Source organism: Puniceicoccales bacterium (genome assembly GCA_031283585.1).
GTDB lineage: Bacteria > Verrucomicrobiota > Verrucomicrobiia > Opitutales > LL51 > JAIRTH01.
Map to the genome: position 1 here is coordinate 1 of JAITBP010000009.1, position 14,050 is coordinate 14,050.

Genomic DNA, 14,050 nt, shown 5'->3' on the forward strand with positions numbered 1-14,050 from the left:
TGCATCGGTGCGGGGGTCGTAGATTCGTTGGAAGAGCGCCTGCTTTGCATGCCGGAGGACGTCGGTTCGAATCCGCTCGACTCCACCATTTTCAGTAGGGCTCATAGCTCAGTTGGTCAGAGCACACGCTTGATAAGCGTGGGGTCGGTGGTTCAAGTCCACCTGGGCCCACCAAAAGGTACTGCGTTGGAATAACTTTTAGTTCTTTGATAGTTTAATGCATTGTGGGATTACAATGAAACGTTGAGAAAATTGACGTCTAGAATGTGTAATATACAACGGCGAGAAAGAAGAAATGAACTAGGGCAATGAGTGAATGCCTTGGCGATATCAGGCGATGAAGGACGTGACAAGCTGCGATAAGCTTCGGGGAGTGGCACATACATGGTGATCCGGAGATGTCCGAATGGGGAAACCCAACAGGTGTAATGACCTGTTCATAGCCACTGAATACATAGGTGTCTATGGCGAACCCGCTGAATTGAAACATCTCAGTAAGCGGAGGAAAAGAAAGCGAATGCGATTCCCTTAGTAGTGGCGAACGAAGGGGGAGAAGCCTAAACTCTTGGAATTTATTCCAAGGGGGTTGTAGGAGCCCAATATTTGGATAGCGGACGATAGAGGAATCCTTTGGAAAGAGGAGCCAGAGAAGGTGAAAGCCCTGTAGTCGAAATCGGAAGCTGCCATGGGGAATTCCTAAGTAGCACGGGACACGTGGAACCTCGTGTGAATCTGCGCAGACCATTGCGTAAGGCTAAATACTCGATATCGACCGATAGTGAACTAGTACCGTGAGGGAAAGGTGAAAAGCACTCCGTGAGGAGAATGAAAGAGTACCTGAAACTCATTGCCTGCAAGCGGTCGGAGCACGTTTATCGTGTGACGGCGTACCTTTTGCATAATGGGTCTGGGAGTTATTGTCATGAGCAAGCTTAAGATTTTACAAATCGAAGGCGGAGCGAGAGCGAGTCTGAATAGGGCGTTGAGTTGATGGCAATAGACCCGAAACGGGATGATCTATCCATGATCAGGTTGAAGCTCGAGTAAAATCGAATGGAGGACCGAACCGGTGAACCTTGAGACGTTCTCGGATGAATTGTGGATAGGAGCGAAAGACTAATCAAATTCCGTGATAGCTGGTTCTCTTCGAAATATATATAGGTATAGCCTCGCATGCTGATCATCGGGGGTAAAGCACTGAAAAGGTTAGGGCCCTTACCGGGGTATCGACCCTTATCAAACTCTGAATACCGATGAATGAAGTGCGGGAGTCAGTCCGTGGGGGATAACCTTCATGGGCAAAAGGGAAATAACCCAGACCGCCGATTAAGGCCCCAAAATCATCACTAAGTGGTGTCAAAGGAGGTGAATCTACATAGACAATAGGGATGTTGGCTTAGAAGCAGCCACCATTTAAACAGTGCGTAATAGCTGACCTATCGAGTGGATTTGCGCCGAAGATGATCGGGACTCAAGTGATGTGCCGAAATCGCGGACTTGCGTAAGCGAGTGGTAGAAGAGCGTTCTAACGTGGCTGAAGCCGGAAGGGCAACTGACGGTGGACGCGTTAGAAGTGAGTATCCAGACATAAGTAGCGATAAATACGGTGAGAATCCGTATCGCCGTAAGGACAAGGTTTCCTGGGCAAGGGTCGTCCTCCCAGGGTTAGTCGAGAGCTAAGACGAGGCCGAATAGGAGTAGTCGATGCACAACAGGTTAATATTCCTGTACCACCTTATATGCGTTATCATCTTCGGAGTGACGGAGAGGGCTAGTCTGGCGCGGTGTCGAATATCCGCGTCCAAATGCCAGGGCTGTTCGATAGGAAAATCCGTCGAATACAAAGCTGAGGCATGATGGGACTCTGAGGCTACGGCCAAAGGGGATCAGAGGAGGTCGTACTTCCAAGAAAAGCTTCGTTGAGAGTATAGAAGGTGCTCGTACCGCAAACCGACACAGGTGTCCGGGATGAATATTCTAAGGCGCGTGAGTTAAACCTTCCCAAGGAACTCGGCAAATTTGCCTTGTATCTTCGGTAAAAGAGGCGCCCGCGTGAGCGGGTCACAGTAAAGAGGCCCAACCGACTGTTTATCAAAAACACAGCTCTCTGCTAAGTCGAAAGACGATGTATAGGGAGTGACTCGTGACCAATGCGGAAAGGTGAAAGCCTGAGGTGCAAGCTTCGGGTCTAAGCCCCCGTGAATGTCGGCCGTAACTATAACGGTCCTAAGGTAGCGAAATTCCTTGTCGGGTAAGTTCCGACCTGCACGAATCGTGTAACGAGTTGGGTGCTGTCTCCGAGAGATGCTCAGTGAAATTGTAGTCGCGGTCAAGATGCCGCGTTCCCGCAGCAGGACGGAAAGACCCTATGGACCTTTACTGTGTAACCTGGTATTGTTGTCTGGCTTTTGATGCGTAGAATAGGTGGGAGACTTTGATCCGATACTTCAGGGTGTCGGTGAGTCGTCGGTGAAATACCACTCTTCGTTTGTTAGGCCTCTAACTTTGTCCCATTAACTGGGCAAAGGACAGTGCTAGGGGGTCAGTTTGACTGGGGCGGTCTCCTCCGAAAGAGTAACGGAGGATTACGAAGGTTTCCTCATGCCGGTTGGCAATCGGCAATTGAGCGCATGAGTATAAGGAAGCTTTACTGTGAGACCAACAAGTCGAGCAGTTGCGAAAGCAGGTTCAAGTGATCCGGTGGTTTGGAGTGGAACTACCATCGCTTAAAGGATAAAAGGTACCCTAGGGATAACAGGCTGATAGCGCCCAAGCGTTCATAGCGACGGCGCTGTTTGGCACCTCGATGTCGGCTCGTCTCATCCTGGGGCTGGAGAAGGTCCCAAGGGTTTGGCTGTTCGCCAATTAAAGAGGCACGTGAGCTGGGTTCAAAACGTCGCGAGACAGTTTGGTCCTCTATCCGCTGTGGGCGTTGGAAATTTGAGGGATTCATTTCTTAGTACGAGAGGACCGGAAATGACGAACCTCTGGTGTTCCGGTTATTGTGTCAACAGTAGCGCCGGGTAGCTAAGTTCGGACTGGATAAGCGCTGAAAGCATCTAAGCGCCAAGCCATTCCCAAGATAAGATTTCCATGGAGGGCAACCTCCTGAAGAGTCCTGGCAGACCACCAGGTTGATAGGTCGGATGTGTAAGTGCAGTAATGCATTAAGCTAACCGATACTAATGACTCGAAAATTTTTCTTCTTCGCAAGTTTGACAATTTCTCTTTCCCAATGCATTGGACCGACAATTTTCTGTGATCCTGCCTAATCATTAGGTTGATTGGCCGGATTCGGCAACAGGTTGAAGCGGATGTACACAGCATGGTATTCTGGTGATCATAGGTGAGGGGAAACACTCGTTCCCATTCCGAACACGATCGTTAAGCCTTCAGCCGCCGATGGTAGTGCCACCACGATGTGGTGTGAGAGTAGGTTGTTGCCAGTGCCTAGGGCTCGGATTTTTTAAAATTTCCGGGCCATCTTATTTATGTTTATCCGCACAGAATGCACCTGGCCCGATGAATAAATAGGACAACATTATGGCACAACTGATCAGGTTATGTAACACAAATGGATCCATCCAGTTATAGGTCACTAGATAGGAAAATGCCGTTTTAGCTATAAATATTAGCAGTAATAAAAATGTGTTTGTTCTGAAATGGAATCCGATCAAAAAAAATGTACCAAAGATTATGTATAGCAGCGACATAGGTATGATCACCGCCGGACTAATGCCGTTCACTCCGAATAGCAGTTTACAACATGCTTTAAATGGTTGCAGCGCAGTTGCTGAACTTGAGATATAAACAACCCCTTTGGTCATGATAAATCCTCCGATGATTAGTCGCAATAGTAATTTGCCGAAATTTTCTTTTTCAAAAAATTTTTCTATTTTATTCACAATAAAAATAGTGTTTCCAGATAAAAATTTTTCAACAGATTTTTAATTGTGATACGGCTTAGTGTTAGGGTGATACCCAATGCATCGAAGACATGCATTGTTTCAAATGTCGATGGGAAACTGGTGGTTAAAATTCAGGCACCGGCCAATGACGGTCGGGCCAACGACGGTCTGTTGTGTTTTATTGCCAAGGAATTTAAGGTGGCCCGATCGCGAATCAAGATTGTTCACGGCCAAAAATCCAGAGAAAAAATTCTGGAAATTGATGCAAATGATTTGCAAAAACCATCATCCTAGCATTTCATTACAATCCGATGAGGCTTCAGAAATTTTTATCACAAAACGGCGTGTGTTCTAGGCGAAAGGCCGAGGAATTGATTTTGGAAGGTCGGGTGACGATCAACGATGGCTGCGCGAAAATTGGTGATTCGGTTTCTGAAAACGACGTGGTAAAAGTCGATGGATGCAGAGTTAAATCATTGAATAAAAAGCGGTTAGTTATTATGATGAACAAGCCTCGGGGCGTGGTATGTTCCAGTGCCGATAGGTTTCATCCAGGAGCGACAATTTTTGATCTATTACCAAAAGAGCATGCTGGCGAAAAACTTATGTATTGTGGCAGGTTGGATAAGGATAGCCAAGGCATGCTAATCCTGACCAATGATGGAAATTTTGCAAATAAGCTCACCCATCCCCGGTCTAATATCTCCAAAATCTATATTGTTACACTGCGAACACGCTTCGATCCGAAAAATATCCCATTGATGCTCAATGGGATAATTGATGACGGTGAAACGCTTATCGCCGAGAAGATCGTTCCTATCGGAGTCGATGGTTCTGGCCATAGTTCCGTGGAAGTGCATCTTAAACAGGGGAAAAAGCGAGAAATAAGGCGGATGTTTGCTGCCTGTGGCTATCTTGTGCACCGGCTCAAGCGGGTGCAGATCGGAAAGTTGAAGCTGAAAAATCTGCGGCCCGGGCAGCTGAAATTACTGAATGAGCCTGAGATTTGCAGGTTGCTTGGCCGGGATCCATTGTGATTTGCTGCCGGTCATCCGGTGAGAATGTGCTTGAAATTTTCATAAAAAATCAGCTCATTGAAACTGAATGAAAAGGACGCATCACTGTAATCAACTGAATAAGAATGACATTGGGAAAACCGTAAGGTTAATAGGCTGGGTCCAATCGGTTCGTGACCACGGCGGCCTTGGCTTCGTAGACCTGAGAGACCGGGAAGGAATCACACAGATTGTGATTGATCCTAAAAATAGTGGTCCGGGCAATGTGTTGCATTTGCTTAAAGATGAGTCAGTTATAGAAGTCATAGGTACTGTTTCTGCCAGACCCGAGGCAACAATAAATGGGGAAATTCAGACCGGTGAGATCGAAGTTATTGCCGGTGATATAATTGTACACAATATTTCCGAGCCTTTGCCTTTTCCTTTGGACGAAAGGGCGGACAAGGTTAGCGAGGATGTTCGGCTAACCTATAGGTATCTTGATTTGCGGCGGCGGAAGAATATAAATAATTTGAAAACCAGGCATAGCATCTCGAGAGCGATTCGTAACTACTTAGATGCCAATGAGTTTATTGAGGTAGAGACGCCCTATTTATTTAAAACCACACCGGAAGGTGCCAGGGAATTTTTGGTCCCAAGCCGGGTTAATCCCGGTACCTTCTATGCATTGAGCCAGTCGCCTCAGCAATATAAACAGATGCTGATGGTTGCCGGTGTGGAAAAATACTACTCGTTGGCTAGGTGCTTCAGAGACGAGGACTTACGTGCCGATAGACAGCAGGAGTTTACCCAGGTAGATCTGGAGCTGTCATTCATCGAATGCGAGGATATATACAATCTCATCGAAGGCATGATGCGGTGTGTTTTTTCCGAAGCCCTGGGCATGGACATCGAAATCCCATTCGTGCGCATGCCATTTAGGGATGCCATGAACAACTATGGTTGCGACAAACCAGATACGAGATTTGATATCCAGCTGAAAGATCTGTCGAAATTGTTCGAAGTGTCTGAGTTTAAAGTATTTAGTTCCTGTGTGCAGGCCGGTGGATCGGTGAAGGCGATCAATGCAAAAGGGTTGGCAGACATATCCCAGGGTGAGCTGAAGGCCCTGGAAGATTTGGCAAAGTCACTTGGGGCCAAGGGCTTGGCTTTCATCAAGAGTGAGCATGGTGAATGGAAATCTCCGATTCTTAAATTTCTTTCCAAGGATGAAATCGACAAATTGACGGCCAGTCTAGCCATCGAAGATGGTGACATTGTGTTTTTTGCTGCGGATGACTGGACAAAGTGTTGCAATATCCTTGGCCGCATAAGATTAGAAGTAGCAAAACTATTGATAGCCCGGGGTAAGTTGACTATCCCAAAAACCAGGTTCAATTTCCTATGGATTGTGGATTTTCCGCTCATATCCTACGATGGGGATAATGGCAGGTACGTTGCTACACACCATCCATTTACAGCACCAATAGAAGATGATATCGATCTATTGAAAACCGAGCCATGGAAGGTTCGTGGGCAACATTACGATATAGTGCTCAACGGCTTCGAGATCGGTGGTGGTAGCCTAAGGATCCATGATGCAAGTGTTCAGAAAATGATTATGAAGGATGTGTTGGCATTACCAGAGGACGTCATCTTGGAACGGTTTGGTTATATGTTGCAAGCACTTAGGTTCGGTGCACCTCCCCATGGTGGGATTGCCATAGGGTTGGATCGATTAAGTGCGATAATTTGTGGTACCGACAGCATAAGGGATGTGATAGCGTTCCCTAAGACCCAAAAAGGTCAAGATCTTATGGCTCAAAGCCCGTCAACGGCCAGCAATAAACAACTGCGCGAACTGCATATATCCATAATGGAGTAATTTGATTTTTTCTGATTTTCCTGCTTTTTTTTGCTTTTTTTTGCTTTTTTGCTTTTTTGCTTTCGCATATGTCTTGGTCAGGCTGAAGGAATTTCCAGCAGCTCCTGGACATGTTTTATGAAAAACGAACCACCACTTTGCTGTTCTTTAAGCGAATCTATTATGTCACCGAACAGCAGGTTTTTGTTCTGCTGGAGTATTTGGATTTTGGACTCGATGGTGTTATCGGATATCAGCCTATATACAGTAACTTTCTTGTTCTGACCAATCCGGTGGACTCGATCCATCGCCTGACGTTCGACGGCCGGGTTCCACCAGGGATCCATGAGAAACACGTACTCTGCAGCGGTTAGCGTTATTCCGGTGCCGCCAGCTTTCAAACTTATCAAAATCAATCCAGGGCCCTCGAATTCTTGAAATTCTCTTACGACTTCGTCCCTTTTTTTGGTAGCACCGGTTATTTCAAAAATTCTAACCTCTTTGTATTCAGACCTTATGAAACTGCGTATCCTTTTTAAAAAAGTCACAAATTGGCTAAATATTACAATTTTTTTACCTTCTTTCAATATGTCAGACAGCTTCTGATTCAAAGATTCCAGCTTGCAACTTTCATCAAAATCTGCTTCTACTCCAGGGATTATGCCAGGGTCACAGGCGATTTGCCTCAGTTTTGTTAGAACGGCTAATATGCCAAATCTGTGTTTTTTTATGTCTGGTTGGTTTTGTCCTATGTCGTATTTTTTTATTGCTCTTTCAAGCACGGCATCGTAAAGATTTCGTTGATAGGCCGTCATGGTGCAAGGAAGATCAATTTCTATTTTTTCTGGAAGTTCTTCTGCTACAGATTCTTTCGTTCTACGCAACATAAAGGGCCCGATTTGTTTCTTGATTTTTTCGGTAGCCCTGTCACTTTTCGAAAATTCTATGAATTTCGCCTGGTCATGAAGCAGTCCTGGCATCAAAAACCTGAAAATGCTCCACAAATCTTGAATATTGTTCTCAATCGGTGTTCCGGTTAAAGCAAGCCGCCAGACCGAGTCTATGGCCAAGCAGCTGCTGAATACTTTTGTCGATGGATTTTTTATACATTGAGCTTCGTCCAGAATGGCCAATTGAAATTTTGTGCTTGAAAAAATTGATTTATTTCTGCGCAACTGGGTATAGCTAGTGATAACCAAGTTACAGTGTTCCAAGTCCTTATCTGCAGATGAAAATATTTTGACCGTTAGTTCCGGAAAAAACTTTTCTGCTTCGTGTTTCCATACCGGGACCACACTGGCCGGGCATATAACCACCGAACACTTTGTACTGGCATATTTTGATATCAACGTAAGTACCTGAAGTGTTTTGCCCAGGCCCATGTCGTCGGCCAGTAGTCCGTGGAATCCATGGGTCAATAGATGCGCCATCCAGGCCACGCCTTCTTTTTGGTATTGTCTCAGAAATTCTGGCATAGCCATGGATGTATCTGGCTTGGTTTCAAATGATTTCTGCCAAGCTAGAAGGTTGTCGTCTTTTTTCATCGCCAGGCATGAGTCGGTAAATATCGAATAAATCATGTACCTGGGCAGCTCGCCATCGAATTTACTGGCTATATGTATCTGTTCTTTTATAGCATCAACGGTCTTTTTGTCCAACCTGGTTGCCCCGATGCCAGGAATGAAAATTGTATTACCGTTGGAATGCAATACCAGTTGTTTTGCCTGGCCATCAATTTCGGTTGTCCCGTCTAAAACATCGAAATTGAGATCGATCGAATCGTTATTTATGCTGGTTTTTATAACCGTGGTTAGGTGTTTTAACCCACTGGCTAGCAATTTCACATTCTCGTCGGTTTCCAGGTCAAATATTGTTGTCAACCTGGGCATGGTTGATTTACAAAAATCGATGGCCTGGTTCAGGTTATATAGCCTATATTCCTTGGTTTTTTTTGAAAACAGGAAGCCAAATTTCCTTGCCGTGTGAACCAGTTTGATAAGTGCTGATTTTTTTGCACTGGACATGGAGTCATTTGTGAAATTTTTGTCAGACAAGACCGGTGCCAGGGTATCGCTCCAAAAGGCCTTGAAACAAAGCACCTGCCCAATCGTATAAAATTTCAATTGGATGCGCTCTGACTGGGGTTTTTCCATATTGTCATGACTGCTGGCATGGTTTTTATCATATTGTTTGGCCGCGGCTTCGTCTGCAAATATGGATTCATTTTTTTCTGCTATGGAATCTTCCAGGGCCAGAAGTGCTGCAATCACGAATGCGTCGGATTGTTCCGAATCATTACAGGACGATCTTGTGCAAAACCCATCAGAATTATGTTCAATGGTTGCGAGGGTCTGGACTTTGTATTCATCCAAAAATCTGACAATGACGTCATTGCAACGCATATCGATTTCACGAACCATACCACTTTCGAAGATATTGTTACCTGAATTTATGGCTTTTTTTGGGAAAGTATTTGGCCAATTTAGGTCACAAATCCTTGCCATCCATGCCTCCATGGCCTCTCTGGTAAATGTTAATACCGGCGGTCTCCTGTGCATATAAACTACAGATTCTGTAAAATTAAATATAAAAAATCAAGCATGTCTTATAATAGTTGTCATTATTGACTCGGTTGAATATAAGTATTTTGCGTCAGTAGTGGTTAAATTCATCTGTTCAGGTCTATGGTCTGTGAATAACTTTTGGCGAAATGTACTCGTATTTTTTTTGCCAATAATTATTTATGATGGCGCTGGGTTATACCTGGTAACTGTTTGTTTTTTAAGCTAGAAATTTATGGAAATGAAGATTGATAATAGGTTAGATGAGAGGAAAGAAAGTATTAGCGCACCGGCGATGCAGGAAGAGGTATATAGTGTGCTGGCGAGTATTGGTTCAGCGACCGGTGAATTTGACAATGAGGTATCCTGGGCGCTGTCCAGGGAGGTTATTTCAAAAATTTGGGAGCAAGGAGGTTGTAGTTCGGAACATTCCTGCTCATCGATCGAAGATGCCGTGGAAAATGTTTTGTTTAGGTCCCAGTTTCGCGCCAGTACCAAGATGTTTATTCTGGCCAGGGATAGTCGGGATAACACCGCCGAGCTGTCGGCCAAATCCCAGGTAAGCAGCGTTGAACAGTATTTGGCAAAATTGGATTGGAAGGTCCGAGAGAATAGCAATATGACCTATTCGCTGCAGGGTCTAAATAACTATTTGGCCGGAACAATGAGTCAGGCCTACTGGTTGCATAAGGTGTATCCGGCAGCAATAAGAGATGCCCATGAGTCCGGTGACTTTCATATACATGACCTGACCCAGCTATCAGTTTATTGTGTTGGCTGGGATCTGGCTGATTTACTGCGCGAAGGGTTTTGTGGTGTGCCAGGAAAATTAGAAGCTAAACCACCAAAACATTTCCGAACTGCGCTGGGCCAGATTGTGAACTTTTTTTACACACTGCAGGGTGAAGCCGCTGGAGCTCAAGCATTTTCGAGCTTTGATACGTTTTTGGCTCCATTCATAAGGTTCGATAACCTTGACGATCGACTGGTCGAACAGGCGCTTCAGGAGTTCCTGTTCAACGTAAATGTCCCGACAAGGGTTGGCTTTCAGACTCCATTCACGAACATAACTCTGGATTTATTCTGTCCGGCTCATATGGCCAACGAACCGGTGATAGTTGGAGGTGAACCAAGAAGTGAGACCTATGGTGACTTTCAGGCGGAGATGGATATCTTTAACAGGGCGCTATTTAAGGTTATGACCAATGGCGATGCCCGGGGTAGGATAATGACATTTCCGATTCCGACGATAAATTTATCCAAAAATTTCGATTGGGACAGTGAAGTTCTAAAAGGTCTTTGGGAGATGACCAGTAAATATGGCATACCTTATTTTTCCAATTTTATAAATTCGGACATGAAACCAGAGGATACTCGATCGATGTGCTGTCGTCTTAGAATCGATAATACTCAACTTGAGCGCCGTGGCGGTGGATTGTTTGGTGCAAACCCGCTTACCGGTAGCGTTGGTGTGGTCACGATAAATCTACCGAGAATTGCCTATTTGGCTGGAAGTGAAGCAGAATTTTTTGCCAGATTGAGGGTTCTGATGGATCTGGCTAGAGATAGTCTGGAGATCAAACGTGACCTGTTGGAAAAAATGACCGATTCAAACCTGTACCCTTATACAACATTCTATTTAAAAGGTATAAAAGAGCGATTTGGGTCCTACTGGAAGAATCATTTTTCTACCATAGGTATTGTGGGAATGAATGAGGCCTGCATTAACCTATTTGGTAAAAATATAACCACTGAAGAAGGCAGGACTTTTGCTCTTAATGTATTGGATTATATGAGGGATAAGATGATTGAGTACCAGAAAAAGACCGGTAATCACTACAACCTAGAAGCAACGCCGGCGGAAGGTACGTCTTTTAGACTTGCCAAAAAGGATAAAGCCAGATTCGGTAGCAGAATTGTGTGTGCAAACGATGATGACGGCAAAGGTGAAAATGTTGCTAACCGAGCGCCATTCTACACAAATTCTGTCCATGTGCCGGTTAACTTCACTGATGATTTATTCGAGCTTCTTGACAATCAAGATGATATGCAAACTAAATTTACCGGAGGTACCGTCGTTCACATTTTTCTTGGAGAAAGAATAAAAGAGCCGGAAGCTATAAAAAATTTGATTTATAAAATAGCTAATGGCTACAAGTTGCCCTATTTCTCATTGACGCCAACCTTTTCTATCTGCCAATCTCATGGATATATAGGTGGTGAGCATTTCCTGTGTCCAACCTGTGGAAGTGCAACGGAGGTATATTCCAGGGTTGTTGGCTATCTTAGGCCGGTGCATCAATGGAATGATGGCAAGCAGGCCGAGTTTAAGATGCGAAAATATGTAAGTCTGTGATATTGGGTAATTTGGCAGTATCTATAATATATTTTTACCTATTTACAACATTGTGTTTTTTGTTTATTTTTTAGCAGAATAATGGGTTTGTACCGATATGGATTTTAACACAGAGGTAATAAATTTTTTAGTAAAAAAAAAGTTAATAAAAAATGAACCCACCAATGTAGCGCTTGTTGATAATCTGAAAGATGGTTTAGCTACGTTTTTAAACAGAATTGAAACCAAAGATGATAGCATTTCTCAATTGAAATTGAATGGTGCCGGGCTGTCCATCGCCTGCGATTATTCAGCGTTTATTGATATATTGTGTGCGCATGAGTTTATGGAATTAGGCCGAAAAGAAGCTCAGGATTGTGTAATTTCAGAGCAGGAATTTTATATCGAAGCTATCTGTGCCATATTAGAAAAAGCACTTGAAAAATTTCCGGAATTTTTATCCTATCCCCTGGATATCAACGGTGAAGCATTTTTAACAAGTGACATAAAGAAGACGTTTATGTACAATGCATTAGCGATTATAGCAAAAAGTTATCATAATGACGAAAATAACATTATATTTACGTGGATTCATCTGAAAGATTTTTCACATATAATGGAAGTGTTAGAAAAGTGTGAACAGCCGTACATAGATACCATAGTGAAGCAATTTTACATAGACTATAAAGATTTTGGTAATAAATATTCAAAATATAGCACTGAAGAAGACGACGACGAGTCGGAAGAATCAGATAAATCAGATAAATCATACGAATCGGAAGAATCATGCGAATCAGGAGAACTAGATAAATCAGTAGGATCAGAAGAATTAGAAGAATCATGCGAACCAGATAAATCATGCGAATCAGGAGAATCAGATAAATCAGATAAATTATACGAACCAGATAGATCATGCGAATCAGAAGAGCCAGAGATAAAATCAGAAAAATCTGTAAAAAAAATTGCTCAACCACTTAATAATAAAAAGGTTAGATTCGTGTCGTCGAAAAAGTAGGTAACCTAGCCATAATACAAGCATAGGCATAAAATATTTTTATTTGTTAAAAATTAATTTATTTTTATGTTGTTTTGTTATAGAATAGTGTTCTATCTAAAACTATGGATTTTAACCCAGAATTAATGGATTTTTTAGTGAGTAACCAATTAATCTCACAGAGCGCAATTGTGAAGCATACAGATAGCCCGGACAATGGTCATGACAATGGTCTGTTTGATGGGATGATTAAAGGTAGTGTAAATAATCTTTATGGCAAAATTATAAGTAAAGATAGCAGTATTTCCAATTTGAATTTAGCCAATGGTGTGTCATCCACTTGCAAATATATGATATTATTTGGTGCTTATTACTTTCCGGAAGGCTCACATGGGAAGCCTATTGGTAGCGATGTTAATGCAGTCTATAATGCATACAGTTGTTTTATGCGTATATTAAATGCGTTTCCAGACTTTTTGTTGTATCCACTGGATATTAACGGAACAAGATTTCCCTATGAAGATATAAAGAAAACATTCCTGTATAATATGTTAAGTTTTATAGCCGATCAGTTTAGAAAGGCTGTTGCTGATTCTGATGAAACACTAAAGGAAGCATGTATGTCCTGGCTTAATGTGGTGTATTTTATGACTTATGTTATTGATTCTGATTATATTGGTAAAAATTGTGTGAAAGAAATTTTTATTTTCTTTTTTGTTCTTAATAATGGTTTATGGGATTTGTATATGAGCTGGTTCAGCACGAATTATTCCAGTGAGTCGGAAAATTTGAATAATTCCACCCAAGATGATTATAGCGATCCAGAGATAGATGATGATGACGATAAGCCTAAATTTAAATTAGTGTATTAGATTGACATCGGATTGGTTTTCATAGGTTAATGAATGTTTTGCTGGGTGTGTGCTCGCTCGTAAAGAGAGGTATTCGAGAGGAAAGTCCGGACATCTCATGGCGTGATTCCAGGTGAAAATCTGGGCTGCGAAATACTATTCGCAGACGGAAAGTGCAACAGAAAGTATACCGCCGAGAGGTAAGGGTGAAATGGCGAGGTAAGAGCTCACCGTGGTTGGAGTAATCCAACCAGCAATGAAAACCCAATCAGATGCAAGGCAAAATAGGCGAATGGATTGCCAGTCCCATATTCGCGGGTTTGCCGCACTCCCCAGCGGGAGAGTGAAGTTCACTAGATAGATGAGCACATCGGCGAATGTCGAACAGAATCCGGCTTATATCCCAGCAAAACATTTGATAATTTACAGCAAAAGCAAAAAAGACTTCAAAGACTTCAGGAAGCTTCGATGGCTGGGTGTGCCGTGTCACTGATATGTTCATTTACCTATGCCCTCAACAGACTTATGCTAGCAGAGAAGCT

The 14,050-nt window shown here is 43.2% G+C and carries 8 protein-coding genes, 1 tRNA gene, 2 rRNA genes and 1 other RNA gene; 10 read left to right on the forward strand and 2 right to left on the reverse strand.

Annotated features, from left to right (window positions below):
• Nucleotides 1-97 precede the first annotated feature (97 nt).
• From LBB20_02565 to rrf, 3 genes are all read left to right on the forward strand, one after another.
• Nucleotides 98-174 (forward strand) — tRNA-Ile (locus LBB20_02565).
• Nucleotides 175-289: 115 nt separating this feature from the next.
• A 23S ribosomal RNA gene (locus tag LBB20_02570) occupies nt 290-3,208 on the forward strand.
• 124 nt (nt 3,209-3,332) lie between these two features.
• Nucleotides 3,333-3,449: ribosomal RNA gene (gene rrf / locus LBB20_02575) — 5S ribosomal RNA — on the forward strand.
• A 36-nt stretch (nt 3,450-3,485) separates the two neighbouring features.
• Here rrf and LBB20_02580 read toward each other — a convergent pair.
• Nucleotides 3,486-3,905 carry a hypothetical protein gene (locus tag LBB20_02580; GenBank protein ID MDR2735697.1) on the reverse strand — a complete coding sequence of 140 codons (420 nt, stop codon included), beginning with the start codon at nt 3,903-3,905 and terminating at the stop codon, nt 3,486-3,488.
• A gap of 48 nt (nt 3,906-3,953) precedes the next feature.
• On the opposite strand from LBB20_02580, the gene LBB20_02585 reads away from it, so the two are divergent.
• The 3 genes from LBB20_02585 (at nt 3,954) to aspS (ending at nt 6,788) form a co-directional block, all read left to right on the forward strand.
• A complete protein-coding gene (locus tag LBB20_02585) occupies nt 3,954-4,202 on the forward strand; it encodes a DUF167 domain-containing protein (GenBank protein MDR2735698.1) in 249 nt (82 codons plus the stop codon).
• Nucleotides 4,203-4,219: 17 nt separating this feature from the next.
• Nucleotides 4,220-4,945, forward strand: a complete 726-nt coding sequence (locus LBB20_02590) for an rRNA pseudouridine synthase (protein ID MDR2735699.1) — start codon at nt 4,220-4,222, stop codon at nt 4,943-4,945.
• A gap of 67 nt (nt 4,946-5,012) precedes the next feature.
• The gene (gene aspS / locus LBB20_02595) at nt 5,013-6,788 is read left to right on the forward strand and encodes an aspartate--tRNA ligase (protein ID MDR2735700.1); all 1,776 of its coding nucleotides are present in this window, start codon (nt 5,013-5,015) and stop codon (nt 6,786-6,788) included.
• 77 nt (nt 6,789-6,865) lie between these two features.
• On the opposite strand, the gene LBB20_02600 is transcribed toward aspS, so the two are convergent.
• A complete protein-coding gene (locus tag LBB20_02600; protein MDR2735701.1) occupies nt 6,866-9,325 on the reverse strand; it encodes a DEAD/DEAH box helicase in 2,460 nt (819 codons plus the stop codon).
• A 238-nt stretch (nt 9,326-9,563) separates the two neighbouring features.
• Here LBB20_02600 and LBB20_02605 point away from each other — a divergent pair, with 238 nt between their 5' ends.
• The 4 genes from LBB20_02605 (at nt 9,564) to rnpB (ending at nt 13,923) form a co-directional block, all read left to right on the forward strand.
• A complete protein-coding gene (locus LBB20_02605) occupies nt 9,564-11,684 on the forward strand; it encodes a ribonucleoside triphosphate reductase (protein MDR2735702.1) in 2,121 nt (706 codons plus the stop codon).
• A gap of 97 nt (nt 11,685-11,781) precedes the next feature.
• The gene (locus LBB20_02610) at nt 11,782-12,678 is read left to right on the forward strand and encodes a hypothetical protein (protein MDR2735703.1); all 897 of its coding nucleotides are present in this window, start codon (nt 11,782-11,784) and stop codon (nt 12,676-12,678) included.
• Between the two features lie 104 nt (nt 12,679-12,782).
• Nucleotides 12,783-13,529 carry a hypothetical protein gene (locus LBB20_02615; protein MDR2735704.1) on the forward strand — a complete coding sequence of 249 codons (747 nt, stop codon included), beginning with the start codon at nt 12,783-12,785 and terminating at the stop codon, nt 13,527-13,529.
• A 37-nt stretch (nt 13,530-13,566) separates the two neighbouring features.
• Nucleotides 13,567-13,923, forward strand: an RNA gene (rnpB, locus tag LBB20_02620) — RNase P RNA component class A.
• The last annotated feature ends 127 nt before the right edge of the window (nt 13,924-14,050 follow it).

Excerpts from the sequence above, each read along its gene's own strand:
- LBB20_02590 (MDR2735699.1), top strand. The coding sequence starts at position 4,220 with ATGAGGCTTCAGAAATTTTTATCACAAAACGGCGTGTGTTCTAGGCGA.
- aspS (MDR2735700.1), top strand. The coding sequence starts at position 5,013 with ATGAAAAGGACGCATCACTGTAATCAACTGAATAAGAATGACATTGGG.
- LBB20_02600 (MDR2735701.1), bottom strand. The coding sequence starts at position 9,325 with ATGCACAGGAGACCGCCGGTATTAACATTTACCAGAGAGGCCATGGAG.
- LBB20_02605 (MDR2735702.1), top strand. The coding sequence starts at position 9,564 with ATGGAAATGAAGATTGATAATAGGTTAGATGAGAGGAAAGAAAGTATT.
- LBB20_02610 (MDR2735703.1), top strand. The coding sequence starts at position 11,782 with ATGGATTTTAACACAGAGGTAATAAATTTTTTAGTAAAAAAAAAGTTA.
- LBB20_02615 (MDR2735704.1), top strand. The coding sequence starts at position 12,783 with ATGGATTTTAACCCAGAATTAATGGATTTTTTAGTGAGTAACCAATTA.